This window comes from Salinivibrio sp. KP-1, assembly GCF_000968645.1.
Taxonomy (GTDB): domain Bacteria; phylum Pseudomonadota; class Gammaproteobacteria; order Enterobacterales; family Vibrionaceae; genus Salinivibrio; species Salinivibrio siamensis.
This window is the reverse complement of record NZ_LAQR01000001.1, coordinates 411,125-429,176: the sequence shown is the minus strand read 5'-3', so window position 1 is coordinate 429,176 and position 18,052 is coordinate 411,125. Positions and strand designations below refer to the sequence as shown.

Below are 18,052 nucleotides of genomic sequence, written 5' to 3'. Positions count from 1 at the left end.
CGGCTTGAGCGAACAGGCAAAAAGCGGTAAATAAAGGGTTTACAAGCCAAAGCGAACCCAATAATATACGCCGCGTTCCGGAGAGATGGCTGAGTGGTTGAAAGCACCGGTCTTGAAAACCGGCAAGGGTTAATAGCCCTTCTAGGGTTCAAATCCCTATCTCTCCGCCACATACCGAAAAGCCGCTGCCCAGTCAGCGGCTTTTTTGCGTTTATCCCCCCACACACTCCCAAACCCTGACCGCGCCAACATTTTAGACGCCTTTGCCTAAACACACTGCCCTGCGTTTGATAATCTAGCCCCCCTAAAATTTTCGCCCATGCATGGCCTTTTGGACGCCGCCAACCAGAGGGCGGTAGCGTGGGGGTAATGTGAATCTATTGGCTCTACGGTGCCTGGCCACCTCGTTCCCACGCTCCTGCGTGGTAACGCATTGTGGGTTAGTTGGTATCGTTTCGGGGTAATGTGAACGCCTGAACCGTGATAGGCGGTATGCACGCTTTCGCAGGCGAGATGATTGCTTTAATTGTTGAAAAATAACTTAATAACAGTAACTTAGGCGATAAAAGATGCGTATAACGGTTTTGAAAAATCGAGCACGCGCACTAATACAATCTTAGCCTCTTAAGGAATCTCACGTCTTGTACAGAATAATTAATTATTTGGCATTCATAGGCTGCATTGTTTGGCTTCTTATAGATCAAAGTCCAGAGCCTGTAGTCGTACTTCTGCTTACTATTGCAGGTTTCTTTCGAGATGACATTCATGGCGTCATAGGTAAAAACGTATTTACGCTAACTCCAAAGAACCAGCTTATTCGAGACCTAGATTCGGCCAAATATTCTTTTATCAATCCGGAATTTATCAAACCCCAAATATTGGATGATTTATCTGGTTGGCTTAGTGACACTGGCGATCAAATCGTATCTATCAATGTATCTGAATCGAATCGATCAAATCGATATCATGGTGATATTAAAGTTGAAGAAACAGATGGCTATCCTCTTGTTACATCCACTGTAGAAGAGGGGTGGGTTTCTTACCAGTATATCGGTAGATCCTTTAGCGGGGTTCATATTGTTAAAACTTGGAGTAACGGCGGTGGCTCTGGTGTTTTTACAAACATTCTGCTGGTCACCCTAAGCTCTGATTCATCGCTGGAGTCAAATGGGCTTGGTTACAGTAAAAAATCCAGATATGTAATTAAGCTCATTGGTTCATTGCCTCTTGGTGATAGGTACCAAGGGCAAGTGAAATACAGGTTCGGCATTCTTTCTATACCTCCATGCGTAGGTATAAAATCACTTAGAGAGTCTGGTGCAAGAATTGTTGTACTATAAGGCTAACCATTCGTTATACGTGCTTAACAGAGTGGTCGTAAAGCTGTTTATTTTACCGTGGTAATGTGTATGCTTCAGGTTAATCAATAGGAGCATAATGATGACAATAAAATTCGAAGAAAAATTACCTAGCCCAAAAGAATTCTGTGACATGCGTGTAAAAGCCGGTCTCTCTCCAAAATCTCTTAAAGCGGCCACAATTGCTTTACCAAATAGCTTATATGGCATTTCGATAAGAAATGGCGATGATCTCATCGCAATGGGGCGTGTCGTTGGCGATGGTGCATGTAATTTTGAGGTAGTGGACGTCGCAGTTGATCCAGCTTATCAAGGTCGAGGGCTTGGCCGGAAAATTATGGAGTATATAGACAGCTATTTATCATCAGTTGCTTTAGATGGTTCGTACGTATCAATGATTGCAGATGAGCCTGTATTTTATAAGAAGTTAGGTTACAAGCTAGTCTCTCCATCCAGCGAAGGTATGACAAAAAAGTTTAAACCGCACACATAAAGAACGAATATGTCGTCAATCGTTGAATTTTGGCGAATGCTTTGTAGTTACTCACTGCATAAAGAGAAAAGTAGTGTTTGGCGAGATCAACGCCAAAAAATTGAGTAGACATGGTTACCCCCGTAATTAAAGGCCGCACCTAAGTGTGGCAGATCTTCAAGAGGGGGAATCCATGTCATTCGTTAGTGGTTTTTCTGAACTACATCATAAAAAGGAAATTTTATGAACTTAAATGCCTTGAAAGAAATAGTCGACAACCAAGTAGAAATCTTAGAGTCATCTGCGCGAGATAATGGCGCTGATGAGAATACGATTGTTGGTATTGCCAAATACGCTATCGGTAATGGATACGATAAGCTATCCAGTAATCAAAAGTACCATTTTGATAATTCTATCCGTCATTTAATTGAGAACGTTCAATGCTCAGGTTATAACCACGAGTTTGTAGAAGTTCCAAGAGAGTGCCCCAATATCTTAGATGACGATGATCTAGTAGAGTACTATCAAGATGACGGAAAATACTGTGAAAGCTGTGAAGGGCAAGCTTCCGCAGATGCTCACTCCAAAGAGTCATTTTTTCGTGACTAAGGCTGCCACCAAAAAACAAAGGCAGTGGACGCCAAAAAGTGGCGCGCTGCTTTGGGCGATATTTTCGGAGATTCTGTGAAATTAGTTGATAGTGCAGGTATAGCAGCCCTGCTCACAGCTTATTTGTATTGCGTAAGTACAGCGTTTACCCATGGCTACTTCCATACGTTGGGCTTAGATAGCGACCTTCTTGATCGAAATTTTCATCAGATCATTTATTCAGGCTTGATACAAAGCTTAAACAGCTTTATATGGTTTGCTTTAGTAGTTTTCATCTTAGTGACAATTTATACCACATGGAGAGTCTCAATTAGCTACAACGTACGCAAGGGGTATAAAACTGCACGTAAAATAGTTAGACTTAAGAAACTGTGTAGAATTCCCACAAAGAAACCAACGAAACTAGAAGTTCGTTATCAACTTCACTTTAATTCCGCAGTTGGCCTTTTCATGGCGACACTAGGGTTTGTAGCTCTACTTCTTATACATGAGAGTGAAGGGGTCAAAAGAGCAAACTTAATAATTCAGTCAGTCCAAAATGAACCCGAAACAACCTTCAAAGCTGGGAACTATGAGAATGAGTTGGTGTTTTTGTATTGTGGTGTGCGAAATTGTGCGGGCTACGATCCCAAATTAGATCGGATTGTATATGTACCACAGCAGCAGTTATCAATTCAAAGTAAAAAATATAACAAATAAGAATAAGTGTCGCGCAGCCGACACTTTATTTGGGTGTTGAACAAGCCCGTTGCTTTATTAAGTAAATAGCTCGAATGCGCCTAGGTAGACGCTGTGTCTGGCATTTTTTTCAGCGCGAGCGCAGCCTAGAAACAAGTGGATACAAAGTGGTGCTTGGCGAATATTAACGCCACACTCAAGGCTGTTAGATCCTCAAGAGGGGAATCCATGTCATTCGTTATTTTTTCAACCATAATAAAAGGAGATGTTTAATGAATAGAAGAACCAAAGGAGTCTTATTGGGAGTGGCAGGAGTTATTTTTTGGTTCATGCCTTGGGTATATGTCAATATGAGTAATTTTATGGGCGGGAAGTTTTTGGGGATGGAGATGTACCAAGCAGGCCATCATGTTGGAGGGATTGCTTACTTATTACTCCTGAGCTCTGCAGCATATGCGTATAGTTCAAGCATCTCAAATAGACAGTTTTCAATTATTTCGTCATCAATTTCATCTGCAATTTCCATATTATTTTTGTTACAAGCCGGATCAAGTGTAGCATGGGGGCTTTTGTGTTTGATCGTCATTTCAGTTATCAGCCTCGCTATGGCATTAAAAATGGAAAAAGCGACTGAGGTATCAGGATAAAACGAAGTTAGTAGATTCTGGTTTTGGTGCGTGATGGAATCGAAAAACCACTATTGGAATAAGGTTAAAAGTAGTTAATTAAAAGGGAGTGATAAGATGTTTTGGGTGATTTTAATAATTATATTAATTTGTGTTGTTGCATCGACTGCAAATAACTCAAAGCGAGCTTTGGTTGAAGTAGAGCAGCGAAAGGTGAAAAAATTACGGTCGTGTCCAGTCTGCGCCGAAAAAGTACAAATAGAAGCTATTATATGTCGTTTTTGTCGAGAGGATCTGCCATTGCTGACCGATGCTGAAAGAGAGGAGGTTGAAGAAAATTATCTCGCTGAAATAGAGGCTTTAGATCCAGACAGAATAAGCCGGGGCTCGAGTTTTGCCAGAAAAGCAAAAAATAAAAGTGATTGGAGAAAGATCTAGTAATTTAAATGGGCGCTAACTGGAGTTGTACCGCTCTATTTGACGAGTGTTTAACTGTTTAGGCAGTGAGCGTTTTCTCAACTTACTGAAGTGTTCAAAAAATAAACTATATGTCAAAAGTCATTCTAGAAGGTTTTATTCTCGTGCCAGACGCTGATCTTCAGGCTGTGACGCGAGAGCTTGTTAATCATGAAAAGTTGACGTTGGAAGAGCCGGGCTGTTTGGTCTTTAAGGTTCAGCAACATTCGGACAACCCGCTGCGATTTGATGTTTATGAAGAGTTTACTGATCGCTCAGCTTTTGATAAGCACCAAGAGAGAGTTAAATCATCCTATTGGGGAGCGGTTACGCAAAATGTCACGCGTCACTACCAGATCAGCGAATAGAGCCTGGGCTGAATACCAGCGTTGTTTATCGCGTATAGCCGCTAAAGCGTAAGGGCACACCCATGCACCTGACTTTCCGTCCCATCAATCTTGAAAAAGATTTTGCTAATTGCGTGGCTGCACGTCGGGATGCTTTTGTCTGTAGCTTTGGCTCCGATGAGGGGATTGAAGACTTTCTAACGGGCTATTATGAACGGGTGAGTGAACGCATGAATCAGCCCGAGTGGTTTTATCGGCATATTTTTGTCGATGGAGAATGGGCTGGGCAGCTTGAATTTCGCAGCACGTCGCCCGAGCCTGAGACTGGTTATGTGCATCTCATCTACCTTGCACCTGCTTTTCGTGGTCGAGGGCTGGCCCCTTTACTGCAGCGCTATATCGAAACCACCTTAACAAATGCGGGGTGCCGCCGAGCGTTGCTATCTGTAAGCCGTGATAACCATCGTGCGTTAGCCTTTTATCGCCAGCACGGCTGGGAATTTGTTCGCGCCAATCCCAAACATGCGAAGACCGATTTTTATCAGTGTTGGTTGCCAGCGTAAATACTTATTCGCGTCAATATGCGATTATGGCGCGATAGAGTGTTTCAGTAGGCGAGTGGTTTATGACACTGATATGCCAATCAAAAAGGCTCAATATCCGACAGTTTCATCTCGACGATGCGCCGTTTATTGTGGAGCTGCTTAATGATGCGTCTTTTATACGCTATATCGCGGATAAAAAGGTGCGTACTGAGCAAGACGCGATCGAGTATCTCCGTCACGGACCGCTTGCGAGCTATCAAGCATATGGCTTTGGTTTAAATCTGGTAGAACGGCGGGAAGATGGTGAGCCCATCGGTATGTGCGGTGTGCTCAAGCGCGATGAATTGGCATATCCAGATTTAGGCTACGCGTTTTTATCGCGTTATACCGGGCAGGGATATGCCACAGAAGCCGCCGAGGCGGTGCTTGAAGCAACCCTGTTAGCGAGCGGACTGACTACGGTTCAGGCGGTGACCTTACCGGACAACCAACCCTCAAACCGCTTGCTTGAAAAGCTAGGGTTTCGGCTACAACACCCAATCATGCTTTATGGGCATAGCAACAATCTGTATGAATATACTCGCGCCTGAATGCCGTTAGGTGTTACTGACACGCTCACCCTGAACGGTAACGCGGTGCAACCGTCTCGGTGTGTCGCCATAATCGGTTACTGCGTAGTGTTGGGTGGCGCGATTGTCCCATATTGCCACCGAGTGTTTTTGCCAGCGAAAACGAACGTGATATTTCGATTGGCGTGCTTGACTAAACAGTGTCGCCAGCCGTTGTTGGCTATCAGCCTCTGGCCACTCGGCAATCGCGCGAGTAAATTGCTCGTTAATAAATAGCACTTCTTGGCCGGTTTCAGGGTGGGTCTGTACCATGGCACGGCGAATGGGTGGGTAGTCTTGAGCGCGCTTCGTTACCACACTCTGGCCGTCGGCGTCTTGATGATCGTAACGGCTACCTTCAAAGGCGTGCAGTGCGTGAATGGTGTCGAGCTGGCGTAGCTCGGTTTTTTCTTCCTCGGTTAGATCGGCCCATACTGCTGCCATGTCACACCAAATCGTATCCCCGCCATGTTCTGGTACATACTGCGCGTGTAAAACCGAGCACTTGGGCGGCACCGCTTGCCATGTCATGTCGGTGTGCCAATAGCTTTGGCTGGGTGGATTACCGCGGCTGGTTTCAATCACGACCACTTGGTCGTTGTCGGGTAGGTGCGGAAAAAACGGGTGAGGTGGCTCAAGCTCGCCGAAGCGTTTTGCCAGTGCGACATGGTCGTCGGTAGATAGAGGCTGCTCGCGAAAGAAAAGCACTTTGTAGCGTAAAAATGCTTGGTACAGCGCCGCAAACTCAGCCTCGGAAAGCTGGGATAAATCGACATTATCGACTTGTGCCCCTAATGTATCGCCTAAAGGGGTTATCTTCATTTGAACCATACCTTACCGCCAATAAATTTATAGGCTGGTGTGCCTCGCACCAGGGTGTCACGCGCAAAGGGCTGTTCGCACTGAGGGCAGTGACACGGCGTGGTGGTGGCATCCTCAACAATCCTTTCTTTAAAGCACTTCACCAAAGCACCTTTGCCGCCTTTGCGGTATTTAAACAGTGGCGCATTACAGCGTTTACAGAAAATATCGATGGTTTTGGTGGGGCCTTTTTTATTCGGTTTTGCCATTTTTACTGCTCGATCTTCACCACATGCCGAAAGCTTGATAGTGACGAGTCGAGCGTAGGCTGTCAATGTCATCACATGTTTGAGACTATTATGAAAAAACGCGCCTTGATGTTTTAAGCCATACCATCAGGCGCGTCAATAAGGAGTGATTGGTCGATTAGTTTTTAGACGCGAGATCTTCGAAATACTTGTCGATTAATTGATCGTAGGCGCCACTCTCTTTCATTTTCGCTACGGTATCGTTAACCCGTTTGACGTCTTGTTCACTCATTTGTCCTTTCTTAGAAAAGGCAATATAGCTTGGGGTCGACTCCAGCGGCGGAGTTTGAATGGATATATCAGATTGCACACCCATTTGAGCTGCCACATAGCGGGCACCAAATTCATTATTGACCCAAAAATCGACGCGATTGGCCTGCAGTAACTGGACACATTGTTCAGGCTCGCTAACACGCCTCACCCCTTTAAATCGATTCTGCTCCACCATACTGTCAAGCCAGCGGCCGTAACTGACGTTATTGATCAAACAAATTTTAAATTGACCAATGTTCTCTTTATTCCATGTAGCGTCGTTGCCTTGACTACCGATAGCAACGATATTTTGGTCAAACAAGACCTCGTCGATATAGTGAGCAAATGTCTCGCGCTCTTCGGTTTTGAAGGCGGTAAAGATGCCATCAGCCTCGCCAGTTTCAACGTATTTTATCGCGCGGCCCCAAGGCAATACTTGAATTGTGATGGGCTGTTCTATTTCCTCAAAAACGCGCTCTACCAATTCGACAGCGACGCCACCGACAACCTTGTCCTCATGCGTAATATACGGTGGATACTCTAAGGTCACTAACTTGACCTGAGCGGTAGCTGCGAATGATAGGGAGAGTAAAAAAGCGGTAATAAGTGATCTCATAGGCACCCCTTTATGAGTGTTGGGTTTAACAATGACAATGACGTTTCAGCATCACTTTGCAGTATAGGCAAGGTGTTGAGGTGCTGATGGGATTTTCAGCAATGATGAGACTTGGAGTCCGAGGTTAACTTTCGTATCGGTATTGGCTTAGGAGGGGGAGCATTCCCATACAGCGCATGGGAATGTGAAAAAGACCGTTTGGTGATTGTATCTATGCTTAGTTCGCCACTTTCACGCGGATTTTGCTTTTTGCAACGCTGGAGAGGTTTAAAGCGGCCATCGCGGCTTTGGCTTGTGTCTCGTCAGGCATGGTCACAAAAGCAAAGCCTTTGGATTCGCCAGTTTCTTGGTCCAGCACCAGATTGCATTCGGTGACGTCGCCGTGTTCAGAAAACAGCTGACGGAGTTGGTGTTCGGTGGTGGTGCGTGCAAGGTTGCGAGCTAATAGTTTCATTGTTGTCCGTTAATATCGAGGTAACAGCGCCGATTGTGTCAGTAAAGAGGGCCACGACCAAGCAATAGTTTGCCTTTGTTGCCGATGCGCCTTGCGCAGGTGCCGTTTTCCGGACGGTTATGCGTCACTTTCTCCTAAGTCGTGATTAATCATATCCAGCAGCGCAATCAGGTGCTGGGCTTGCTCATCATCAATGCTGGGAAACTTGCAGCGGATTTTCTCCGGAATAGCAGCGGCTTGGTGCTGCAGCTCAATGCCTTTGCCCGTCAATGTTACCCATCGCTTTCGCTTATCGTCTTCGTCTTTCACGATGGTGAGCAAGCCTTTATCGCTCATCTTTTTCAAAATCTGCGTCATCGCACCACCATCGATCCCCGTCTTCTCGACTAACGTGGCGATCGATAGTTTATTTTCTTCCCACAGCGCCATCATCACCACATATTGCGGATAGGTGAGATCAAGCTCGCTCAACCAGGTTCGGTAGGCGCGCGAAATCCCATTAGAGGCTTTATACAAGCGGTGGCAAATTTGGCTATTGAGCTGTAATTGGGGATAGGTCATGGCTTGTCATTGTCTGTGTGTCTAATGAGTATTTTATTTTGTGCGCAAAGTATTTGCAATGCTGGGTCATGCGATCTAGTATTTTGCATGCAAAATAAATAAACCTGATGTAAGCGGCTTGATCGCATCTGTTGAGTGCGAAGCAGTGAGCCGCAAGCGGATTGAAAAACAGGAGAGTGAAATGAAAGAGCTACAAAGTGTTGCCTATACAGCAAAAGCCACCGCGACAGGAGGCCGCGAAGGGTCTGCAAAATCCGATGATGGGCGTTTAGATGTGGCGCTTTCCACGCCTAAAGGCTTGGGCGGAAACGATGGTGAAGGCACCAACCCTGAGCAGCTTTTTGCTGCCGGCTATGCGGCGTGTTTTATTGGCGCGCTTCGTTTAGTGGCGGGTAAAGCAGGCGTCACCTTGCCCGAAGACACCCACATCAACTCAGAAGTGTCGATTGGCCCCATTGATGGCGGCTTTGGCATTGCCGTGAAGTTGGCAGTGTCTGTTGGCGATCTGGATAAAGAGACTGCGCAGTCATTGGTCGAGCAAGCCCACCAAGTATGCCCGTATTCCAATGCCACGCGTGGCAATATTAAGGTCGAATTGTCAGTGACTTAACCTAACTGGCACGCTATGATAGGGAGCGCTGTGTAGCAGGGCTCCCTTTTTTATGCCTGTCTTTTAACGGAGCAGCGCGTTGTTCGGTGCTCCCTGACCTCGGGTGCACAGCATTGACCACTAAGACTAGCGCACAAGCCCTATACCAATAACAAGGATGATGAGAACTGGTATGTCAGAAACCACCACTAGTCAGCTCACCAAGATAAGCGTCGCTCCACTGACTGATGCGGACATCGACGGTGTTCGTCACGTATCCCTACACGACCAACAAGTGAAATTTGCGGGCACCGCAGACGAATTTCTTACCGAGACCAGTGAGACCATTCACCGCCATGTGATCAAGCGAGCGGGCAAGATAGTAGGCTTTTTTAAACTCGATACCGACTATGCGTCTCAGTACGACTTTTGTCCGCCAAAGATGCTGGGTCTGCGCATGTTTGTAGTGGATGCGCGGTATCAAGGGCAGGGCCTAGGCACTGGTGCGGTTAAAGCCTTGCTTAAGTATTTGCCCGTGGATTATCGTGATTTCGACTGGGTGTATTTAACGGTGAACTGTCGAAACCCGGCTGCTAAAGCCTGTTATCAAAAAGGCGGCTTTACTGATACAGGCGAGCTGTATTGGGGCGGCGCGGCAGGGCCACAGCATATTATGTATGCTGCGATTGACGCCGATAATAAGGGTAAAGCGCAATGAGGAAGAGCAGAACCACAACGTTTGGTCATACGCGACAATGGCGTAGGGCAGGCTTAGACTTGCACACGATGTGCCAACAGACAGCTCGAATCATGAGTGTGTTGTTTGTCGGGGGGCTATCAACGGGAGCTTATGCGCAAGGGTTGGATTTTCGCGTTGAAACCGGCGGGGTGACGTTTAGCAAAAATGATGTCAGCATCCCCGGAGATACTGGCACTCGCTTTGATATGACCGATTTAACCGGCCGATCCGCTACGCCCTACTTGCGTTTGTATGGCACGTATCAGTTCAACCCCCAGCACGCGGTACGCCTAACTTTTGCGCCTCTATCTGTCGATGGTCGTGGCACGCTGTCAAAAAGCATCCAGTTTCAGGATCAGCGCTTTGCCGATGGGCAAGCGATTGACGCGGATTATCAATTCAATACCTATCGTGCGACATACCGCTGGACGTTTTACGATCATGGCCCTTGGCAGTGGGGCGTTGGTGCCGCCGCCTTGGTGAGAGATGCTGAAATCACCCTCGCGCAAGGTGAAACAAAAGCAACGAAATCCAACGTTGGTGTAGTGCCCTTGCTGCATGGCTATGGGCAATATCGCCTGTCCGATCGCGCGGCGTTGATCTTGGATGTGGAAGGCGCGTGGTCACCCATGGGACGTGCGGTTGATGCGGCGCTGATGTTGGAGTATCACCTTGGTGATGGCTGGTATGGCGCTCTGGGTTATCGCACCCTAGAAGGCGGGGCGGACAACGATGAAGTTTATAACTTTTCTTGGCTTCACTATGGCCTAGCCAGCCTCCGGTACCGGTTTTAAAGGTTCAAGCCTGATTGTGGGCACGAGTGGGCTATGTCTGGTAGTTTAATGATCATGATACTGACTGAAAAGTAAGCGTGAAGGTCAGCCCGCCTTGAGAGTTAGGGGCAACCCGTATTTTACCATTTATATCCCGCACGTTATTGGCGGTGATTGCTAACCCTAACCCAAGTCCCTCACCGATTTTCTTCGAGGTGACAAACGGCTCGAACATGGTCTCTAAAGCCTCTTCTGACGCCCCGCAGCCGTTGTCACTCACCGTTAGCTCGACTGCCTTTTTGGTGGGCGTGACCACAAACACCAAAGTCGGCGCCGCGGTATTTGCCATCGCATCGCACGCGTTGGACACCAAGTTTCCCAGGATTTGTAATAGCCTTTGTCCTTCACCGAGTATCATGGGGGTGTCGTGAGGCATACGCACCCGCACATCAATATCTGCCAGCTGAGCTTGATACACACGCAAGGTTTCGTTGAGGGCATCCGGTAAAGAAACGGCATGCAGGTGGTGCGGTTTGTTGTAGGCGAAGGTTTTGAGTTGGCTGGTCATATTAGTCATACGATCAATCAGCTTTTGCACCAGCTGGTTATTGGCTTTAACTTTTTCCGTCTCGCCACGTTCAGCGAGCAAGGTATTGGTGGTAAGTAAGGTGCGAAGGCCGGTGAGTGGCTGATTAAGCTCATGAGTAATAGCACTCGACATTCTCCCTAAGGCGGCCATTTTGCTGGTCTCAATCAGTTGCGCTTGTGCTTGTTGCAGCGCTTGGGTGCGTTCTTCCACGCGCTCGGTGAGTGCTTGGTTCATCTGCTGCAGTGACTGTTCGGCTTTTTTACGTTTGCTAATGTCAATCAACGTCGCCAGGTAGTATTGCTCATCATGCCAAGGGAAACGGGTGAGTGAGAAAAGCGCAGGAAAGACGCTACCGTCGCTGCGACGGGCTATGGTTTCAACCGCATTGAGCTCGGCCAGTTCATTGTGCTTATCGAGATTTTTCAGCAAGGTGAGTGTGGTAGAGTGTGGATTGCCGGTATCAAACAACTCCCAAGCAAAAATGCGGTAATGATCGTTTTCTGGCAAACCAAATAACCGCTTGGCCATCGGGTTAAGATCATACAGCGAGCCTTGTTCGTCAATGAGCAATAAACCGACTTGGGTTTTATCAATCATTTGTTTAAGTCGGCGCTGCGACTCTTGCAATAGGCTTTGAATTCGCTGCTGGTGACGGTGTTTCTGCTGCCGTTGTTGGCCGATGATCAACAATAGAATGACGACAAGTAAGACGGCTGCCACTCCCCATGCGAACAGGTTTGCGGTGTCTTTTATCGGTTTATAGGGGGTCAGGTAACTCACTGACCATTTAAGATCGTCCAATTTTACCGTGTGGCCCAAAAACGGGGTGGCATTGAAGCGCCATTGGCTGATGGCGGTGCTGTCGTAGAGGTAGCGTGTTTGTCTCTCCACTGTTTGTTTATTGTCTGGCGTTGGTGCTTGTGACCCGTTCAGTCGGGTTGCGTTCAGTCGGGCTGCGTTCAGCTGGGCTGCATTCAGCCAGTCTGCACTGTATTGGCTGCTGCTTGAGAGGAAAAACCGCTGTTGCCGATTTTGCAGCAGAATGAGGTCATCACTGGCGATGGGTTGTTCGGTAAGGAAGCTAAGGTCAATTTGTACCACCACAATGCCAGCGATGTTGAGGTCATCAAAAACAGGGGCAGAGAGGTAATAAAGCGGCCCATAGCCTTTGGTTTTATTCACCAATGACACGCCTTCACCTTGGCGCAGCACTTGCTCGACGATTGCCAACCGGTCGGGACGGCTAAAGCGTTCATCAATCAAGCTCGACGCCAGCACATCGCCTGATGTTGAGAGCAGTGTCCAGCCTTCGGTATTGGCCGCTTTATCGAGCTGTGTCAGTTTCACTTGAAATGCGGCGGTCTCGTGGCGCTCTCCTTTCACAATTGCCAGGGTATCAGGGTGGTTGGTCAGCAAATAAGGCAGATGATAAAAGCGCCTTAAGGCACGGCGAACGTCACCGATATAGTTTAAAAGCTTGTTCTGTACCTCGGCGTGTGTTTGCACACTTAATCCCTGATAGGCTGCTTCGCGGCTGATCCCATAAAAGAAAAGCACCAACACCCCAGCGAGCAACAGCATTGCCCAGGTTCTCTTGCTGTCTTGGTGGATGCGGTGATGATTCTGCATAGTGTGCTCTGCTCTGACTTCCGCTTTAGACTGCGGTGAATAGCAAAAATGTTAAAGCAGTGTGATGAGAAAGTGAGAGCTAGCTCCTTTTCTGCTGCGTGGCTTTTGCTACCGTAATGAGTCACTTATCACGGATGGTTTCCTCATGACGGTACAAACACTCCCGCGCATTGCCTTGATTGAAGATGACGATATTGTTCGTCACACCACCTGCCAGTGGTTAGAGTTGGCAGGCTTTGAGGTTGAGTCATTCAGCACGGGCCAAACAGGGCTACAAGCTGTATTACAGTATCCGTTTGATGCCGTGGTCAGTGACGTCAAGTTACCGGATGTTGACGGCTTGTCTATTCTTACCGAGCTAGACCAGCATCAGGTCGCGACACCTGTGCTGTTTATTACAGGACACGGCGACGTGGATATGGCCGTGGGGGCGCTGCAAAACGGGGCGTTTGATTTTATTGAAAAGCCTTTTGAGCCCGAACGTTTGTCTCAGCGCGTGACCGAGGCCGTCGACAGCTATCGCCAGCATGCCTCGACACAAGAGCGCCAAGCCTATTTATCGCGTATTAGCGGATTGGAGAAGGTGCTGATTGGCCAAAGCCGAGTGATGCAACAACTTCGTGAACAGGTGGCAAAGCTCGCGCGTATCGACACCAATGTGATCATCTATGGGGAAACGGGATGCGGCAAAGAGCTGGTGGCAACCAGTTTACACAATGAAAGTGCGCGACAAGGCCAGCGTTTTGTGCCGATAAACTGCGGTGCTATCCCGGAAAACTTATTCGAAAGTGAGTTGTTTGGTCATGAGTCAGGGGCGTTTACCGGTGCCAATCAGCGTCGTATTGGTAAGTTCGAATACGCACACAAAGGCACCTTGTTTTTTGACGAAGTCGAGAGCATGCCGGCAAGTATGCAGGTGAAAGTGTTGCGCGCGCTTCAAGAGCACACCATTGAAAGAGTGGGAGGGAACCAGTCGATAGCGATCGATACGCGGGTCATTGCGGCCGCTAAAGCCGATCTCAATGACCATGAAACCTTCCGACAAGATTTGTACTACCGTTTAAATGTGGCACAAATCCACCTTCCACCCTTAAGAGAGCGTGAAGATGATGCGTTGATCTTGTTTGAGCACTTTACCCGTCAGACCAATCCGGAGACACGCCTTGCCAGTGAGGCGGATCGGCACGCCATTTTGTCTTACTCATGGCCGGGTAATATTCGTGAGCTGCGTAACGTCGCAGTGCGGTTTGCCTTGGATGATGGTATTTCAGTGATGGAAATACTGTCCAATCGCCCTTCATCGACCATGGAAGCCGTTCAATCGGACGTTCCGCTTTTAATTCAGCTACATAACTTTGAGCGCAAGGTGCTACACGAATGCTTGGTGGCGCATCAAGGGCGTATTCATGAAGTGATGTTGGCGCTCGATTTACCTCGCCGTACCTTGAACCAAAAAATGAAGAAGTTTGGGCTCAATCGCGCAGATTACACTTAGTGCGTCGGCAAAAAATTGCTCAGTACTATTTCGCCAGCAAGCGTTCCGTGATCACACTTTGTTTACGTTTTGTGACGGTCAACTGCTTATTGAAGCGGCATCATGAGCAAGATTTTGCTTACTAGCTGAGCGGGAAATAAGAAAAATCTTGCTCATTATCGATGAACTCTCCTAACAATTCCATTATTAACAATAATTTAACTATTGGCACTCTCTTTGCTTTTCATGTGTTTCTGTTAACGAACCGTTTAATTTGTGTAAACCAATAACGCAGCCCTACATGGAGAGTAACAATGAAAATCAATAAGCTATTTAAAGCACTGACGTTTGCCGTGGCCTCATTTAGCGTCGTCTCGACCGCTGTCGCAGAAGACAGAAGCTACATCCTCGCAACGGCCTCTACCGGTGGCACCTACTATCCCGTTGGTGTCGCGCTGGCGACCCTGAGTAAGGTCAAGCTTGCGCCTAAGCACCATTTTTCGCTATCGGCAATCAGCTCTGCTGGCTCCGGTGAGAATGTGAAACTGCTCAATGAAGACGAAGCGCAATTTGCGATCTTGCAGGGCTTATACGGCGCATGGGCCTGGTCCGGCGAGGGACCGTATGCAGAAAGTGGCCGCCAAGATCAACTGCGCTCTGTGTCTATGCTTTGGCAGAATGTTGAGCACTTTATTGTGCGCAGCGAGCTGGCAGAAACCGGCACCGTGAGTGATTTAAACAACCTTGCGGGTGAGAAGTTTTCTATCGGCAAGAAAAACTCAGGTACCGAAAACTCAGGTCGTCAGATAATGAAGGGACTCGGCGTGGATCCGGAATCCTTTAATTTGGCTTACATGGGTTATGGCGGCAGTGCCAGTGCACTACAAAATGGCACCATTGATGGTATGAATACGCCAGCCGGTGTACCAGTTGGCGCGGTTACCCAAGCGTTCGCGGCGCTGGGAAATGACATTTCCATCTTGTCTTTTACTGACGAGCAAATCAAAGCGGCTAACGGTAAATATAACCTTTGGACCAAGTACGAAATTCCTGCCAACACGTACCCTGAGCTAGATAAGCCGGTCACCACTATTGCGCAACCTAACTTCTTGGCCGTGCGCAAAGATCTCTCCGATGAGGATGTGTATCAGCTCACCAAGGCTATTTATGAGAATCTGTCTTTCCTTCAGGGCATTCATAAAGCCACCAAAGCCATGGCGATTGAGAAAGCCATCGCCGGTTTGCCTGTGCCGCTCCATCCAGGTGCAGCACGCTATTACCAAGAAGTGGGTATCGATATCCCGTCTGAACTGGTAATGGAATAAGGCGATAGGCGCTCCGAGATAGCTCGGAGCGCCTATCGAGATCAAATACTGCATGGAAACGCGGATACTGCTTGGAGTAAAGGGATGAGCGAGCCAAGAGAGCACGAGCCTGTTGAGCAAGGGCCTGATGAAACAGCGCTGGAGAAATTTGAATTACCCACGCGCGATGATTTTCCGTGGGTGACCACCACCATCACTGTGCTGGGCGTGGTGTTGTCTGTATTGCATATTTGGTTTAACACCTTATCAACGCTTCCGGAGTTGTGGATTTCGGCGACCCACTTTGCGGGGTTTGCGGTGATTTGTGCACTTTGGTATCCAGCCCATATCTCTTTGAAGCGGAATAAAATAGCGCTGGCGGTCGATATTTTTATCGCGTTAGGTGCAGTGGCTTGTCTGTTGTATATCCCTTATGCCGAGGACGCGTTGTACGCGCGTGGGGTAAAATTTGTCACTGCCGATTGGGTGTTCGCCAGCTTAGCGATCATCATCGTGGTGGAGCTGATTCGTCGTACCATGGGATGGTTTATTCCCATTCTGATTATGGTGTGTTTGAGCTATGTCGTCCTGTGGGGCGAGTGGGCGTCAGGGATCTTTCACTTTCCCGGCTTGAGCCTAGAAACCCTGTTATATCGCAGTTACTACTCCTCGGAGGGGATGTTTGGCGCGATCACCCGAATTAGCTGGACGTTCGTGTTTATGTTCATCTTATTTGGCGCCTTTCTTGTTCGCTCTGGGGTTGGGGATTACATCATCAATGTGGCGCGTGCGGCCGCGGGTAAGATTATTGGTGGACCGGGCTTTATTGCGGTGATTGGCTCTGGGTTAATGGGGTCGGTGTCAGGCTCGAGCGTGGCGAATACCGTATCCACCGGGGTGATCAGTATTCCTTTAATGCAAAAAGCCGGTTTTCCGTCGCGCTTTGCTGCTGGGGTCGAGGCATCAGCTTCAACTGGGGGGCAATTAATGCCACCCGTAATGGGGGCGGGGGCGTTTATTATGGCCTCGTACACCCAAATTCCTTACGTGGATATTATTGCCGTATCACTAGTACCGGCATTGATTTACTTTCTTTCAGTGGGCTTTTTTGTGCGCATTGAAGCAAAGCGCAGTGGCGTGCAAAAGATTGTCACCACCGAAGACTCCTTATTGATGGTGCTTCTCCGCGGTTGGCATAATCTAATCCCGCTTGCGGTGCTTGTCACTTTACTGATTAAAGGTTTCACACCCACCTATGCCGCCGGCATTTCGATTATTTCTGTGATTTTCGCTTCTTGGTTTTCCAAAGAGCACCGGATGGGGCCGAAAGCGATCATCGAGGCCTTGGCGCAAGGGGCAAAAAATATGGCCACCACCGCCATCTTGCTCGTGGGCATTGGTTTGGTGGTGAATGTGATCAGCACCACGGGTATCGGTAATACTTTCTCGCTGATGATTGATGGTTGGGCGAACGGTGATCTGTTTATGATGCTGGTGCTAATTGCTATCGCCTCGTTAGTGTTAGGGATGGGATTACCGGTGACTGCGGCCTATATTGTACTGGGCACCTTGTCAGCTCCCGCACTGTATAAGCTTATCGCTGAAAACCAATTGTTGGAGCTTTTAGTATCAGGCCAGCTCCCTGAGCAAGCCAAGGCGATATTTATGTTAGCTGCCCCAGACAAACTCGATCTTTTAAATGCGCCCATGACCATGGAAACCGCCAAGCAAATGGTCGCCTTAGTGCCAGCTGACTTTATGGAAACCTTGTTAGAGCAAAGCTTAGGGTTGGAGGCCGTCAGTTTGGCCCTGCTCGCCGCCCACTTGATTATTTTTTGGTTATCGCAAGACAGTAACGTGACCCCGCCGTTTTGTTTGACGGCATTCGCGGCGGCCACTATTGCCAAAACGCCACCGATGCGCACCGGGCTGATGGCGTGGAAAATTGCCAAAGGCTTGTATCTCGTGCCTTTGCTGATTGCTTATACCAGCCTGGTTAGCTGGGATATCGCCTCGGTGTTAGAGGTTGGCTTTTTTGCCATTATTGGCACGTATGCCTTAATTGGCGCGATTGAAGGATATCTTGAAGGGCCGATTAACTGGCTAAGCCGCCTTTGCTTATTAATGATTGGTGTCTTGTTAGTGTGGCACGATATTCCGTTGTGGCTTCGCTTAGTGAGCGTCGTTGGGTTTGTGGGCTTATTTATATACAGTGGGCGCAAGTATCAGTTGCAACAATCTCAGCTGCCAGTGTCATGAGGCGT

General features: G+C 48.1%; 21 protein-coding genes and 1 tRNA gene. 16 read left to right on the top strand and 6 right to left on the bottom strand.

Features of this window, described 5'->3' with window-relative positions; all coding sequences use genetic code 11:
* Positions 1-79: 79 nt before the first annotated feature.
* The 10 genes from WN56_RS01940 to WN56_RS01895 all read left to right on the top strand — a co-directional run bounded on the left by WN56_RS01940 (position 80) and on the right by WN56_RS01895 (position 5,681).
* Positions 80-170, top strand: a tRNA-Ser gene (locus tag WN56_RS01940).
* A gap of 471 nt (positions 171-641) precedes the next feature.
* A complete protein-coding gene (locus WN56_RS01935) occupies positions 642-1,340 on the top strand; it encodes a hypothetical protein (protein WP_052707994.1) in 699 nt (232 codons plus the stop codon).
* Positions 1,341-1,440: 100 nt separating this feature from the next.
* Entirely contained in the window at positions 1,441-1,851 is a 411-nt protein-coding gene (locus WN56_RS01930) for a GNAT family N-acetyltransferase (protein WP_046073360.1), read from the top strand.
* A 222-nt stretch (positions 1,852-2,073) separates the two neighbouring features.
* Positions 2,074-2,439: a hypothetical protein gene (locus tag WN56_RS01925; protein ID WP_046073359.1), complete on the top strand. Its 366-nt coding sequence runs from the start codon at positions 2,074-2,076 to the stop codon at positions 2,437-2,439.
* 24 nt (positions 2,440-2,463) lie between these two features.
* Positions 2,464-3,138 carry a hypothetical protein gene (locus WN56_RS01920; protein ID WP_046073358.1) on the top strand — a complete coding sequence of 225 codons (675 nt, stop codon included), beginning with the start codon at positions 2,464-2,466 and terminating at the stop codon, positions 3,136-3,138.
* 251 nt (positions 3,139-3,389) lie between these two features.
* Positions 3,390-3,764, top strand: coding sequence for a hypothetical protein (locus tag WN56_RS01915; protein WP_046073357.1), 375 nt, complete (start codon positions 3,390-3,392; stop codon positions 3,762-3,764).
* A 96-nt stretch (positions 3,765-3,860) separates the two neighbouring features.
* A complete protein-coding gene (locus WN56_RS01910) occupies positions 3,861-4,181 on the top strand; it encodes a hypothetical protein (protein ID WP_046073356.1) in 321 nt (106 codons plus the stop codon).
* Between the two features lie 110 nt (positions 4,182-4,291).
* A complete protein-coding gene (locus tag WN56_RS01905; RefSeq protein ID WP_046073355.1) occupies positions 4,292-4,567 on the top strand; it encodes a putative quinol monooxygenase in 276 nt (91 codons plus the stop codon).
* Between the two features lie 62 nt (positions 4,568-4,629).
* Complete coding sequence (locus tag WN56_RS01900) at positions 4,630-5,109, top strand: GNAT family N-acetyltransferase (RefSeq protein ID WP_046073354.1); 480 nt, start codon at positions 4,630-4,632, stop codon at positions 5,107-5,109.
* 62 nt (positions 5,110-5,171) lie between these two features.
* Positions 5,172-5,681 carry a GNAT family N-acetyltransferase gene (locus WN56_RS01895; RefSeq protein WP_046073353.1) on the top strand — a complete coding sequence of 170 codons (510 nt, stop codon included), beginning with the start codon at positions 5,172-5,174 and terminating at the stop codon, positions 5,679-5,681.
* Between the two features lie 6 nt (positions 5,682-5,687).
* Here WN56_RS01895 and WN56_RS01890 read toward each other — a convergent pair whose 3' ends face one another.
* The 5 genes from WN56_RS01890 to WN56_RS01870 form a co-directional block, all read right to left on the bottom strand.
* Positions 5,688-6,521: a TauD/TfdA family dioxygenase gene (locus WN56_RS01890; protein WP_046073352.1), complete on the bottom strand. Its 834-nt coding sequence runs from the start codon at positions 6,519-6,521 to the stop codon at positions 5,688-5,690.
* Entirely contained in the window at positions 6,518-6,769 is a 252-nt protein-coding gene (locus WN56_RS01885) for a hypothetical protein (protein WP_025739952.1), read from the bottom strand. The genes WN56_RS01890 and WN56_RS01885 overlap by 4 nt, the downstream gene beginning before the upstream one ends.
* Before the next feature lie 157 nt (positions 6,770-6,926).
* A complete protein-coding gene (locus WN56_RS01880; RefSeq protein ID WP_046073351.1) occupies positions 6,927-7,676 on the bottom strand; it encodes an ABC transporter substrate-binding protein in 750 nt (249 codons plus the stop codon).
* A 217-nt stretch (positions 7,677-7,893) separates the two neighbouring features.
* Complete coding sequence (locus tag WN56_RS01875) at positions 7,894-8,130, bottom strand: RNA recognition motif containing protein (protein WP_046073350.1); 237 nt, start codon at positions 8,128-8,130, stop codon at positions 7,894-7,896.
* A gap of 117 nt (positions 8,131-8,247) precedes the next feature.
* Positions 8,248-8,691, bottom strand: coding sequence for a MarR family winged helix-turn-helix transcriptional regulator (locus WN56_RS01870; RefSeq protein ID WP_046073349.1), 444 nt, complete (start codon positions 8,689-8,691; stop codon positions 8,248-8,250).
* Between the two features lie 181 nt (positions 8,692-8,872).
* Between WN56_RS01870 and WN56_RS01865 the strand changes: the two genes are divergently transcribed.
* The 3 genes from WN56_RS01865 (at position 8,873) to WN56_RS01855 (ending at position 10,813) form a co-directional block, all read left to right on the top strand.
* Entirely contained in the window at positions 8,873-9,301 is a 429-nt protein-coding gene (locus tag WN56_RS01865) for an organic hydroperoxide resistance protein (protein ID WP_046073348.1), read from the top strand.
* A 172-nt stretch (positions 9,302-9,473) separates the two neighbouring features.
* On the top strand, positions 9,474-9,998 hold the full coding sequence (locus tag WN56_RS01860) for a GNAT family N-acetyltransferase (protein ID WP_046073347.1): 525 nt from the start codon (positions 9,474-9,476) through the stop codon (positions 9,996-9,998).
* Between the two features lie 92 nt (positions 9,999-10,090).
* Complete coding sequence (locus WN56_RS01855; RefSeq protein ID WP_046073346.1) at positions 10,091-10,813, top strand: hypothetical protein; 723 nt, start codon at positions 10,091-10,093, stop codon at positions 10,811-10,813.
* Between the two features lie 52 nt (positions 10,814-10,865).
* On the opposite strand, the gene WN56_RS01850 is transcribed toward WN56_RS01855, so the two are convergent.
* Complete coding sequence (locus WN56_RS01850) at positions 10,866-12,962, bottom strand: sensor histidine kinase (RefSeq protein ID WP_369795684.1); 2,097 nt, start codon at positions 12,960-12,962, stop codon at positions 10,866-10,868.
* A gap of 193 nt (positions 12,963-13,155) precedes the next feature.
* Between WN56_RS01850 and WN56_RS01845 the strand changes: the two genes are divergently transcribed.
* From WN56_RS01845 to WN56_RS01835, 3 genes are all read left to right on the top strand, one after another.
* Complete coding sequence (locus WN56_RS01845; protein ID WP_046073344.1) at positions 13,156-14,505, top strand: sigma-54 dependent transcriptional regulator; 1,350 nt, start codon at positions 13,156-13,158, stop codon at positions 14,503-14,505.
* Between the two features lie 293 nt (positions 14,506-14,798).
* Complete coding sequence (locus tag WN56_RS01840; protein ID WP_046073343.1) at positions 14,799-15,809, top strand: TAXI family TRAP transporter solute-binding subunit; 1,011 nt, start codon at positions 14,799-14,801, stop codon at positions 15,807-15,809.
* Positions 15,810-15,893: 84 nt separating this feature from the next.
* Positions 15,894-18,047 (top strand): TRAP transporter permease, encoded by a 2,154-nt coding sequence (locus tag WN56_RS01835; RefSeq protein ID WP_046073342.1) that lies wholly within the window; start codon positions 15,894-15,896, stop codon positions 18,045-18,047.
* The last annotated feature ends 5 nt before the right edge of the window (positions 18,048-18,052 follow it).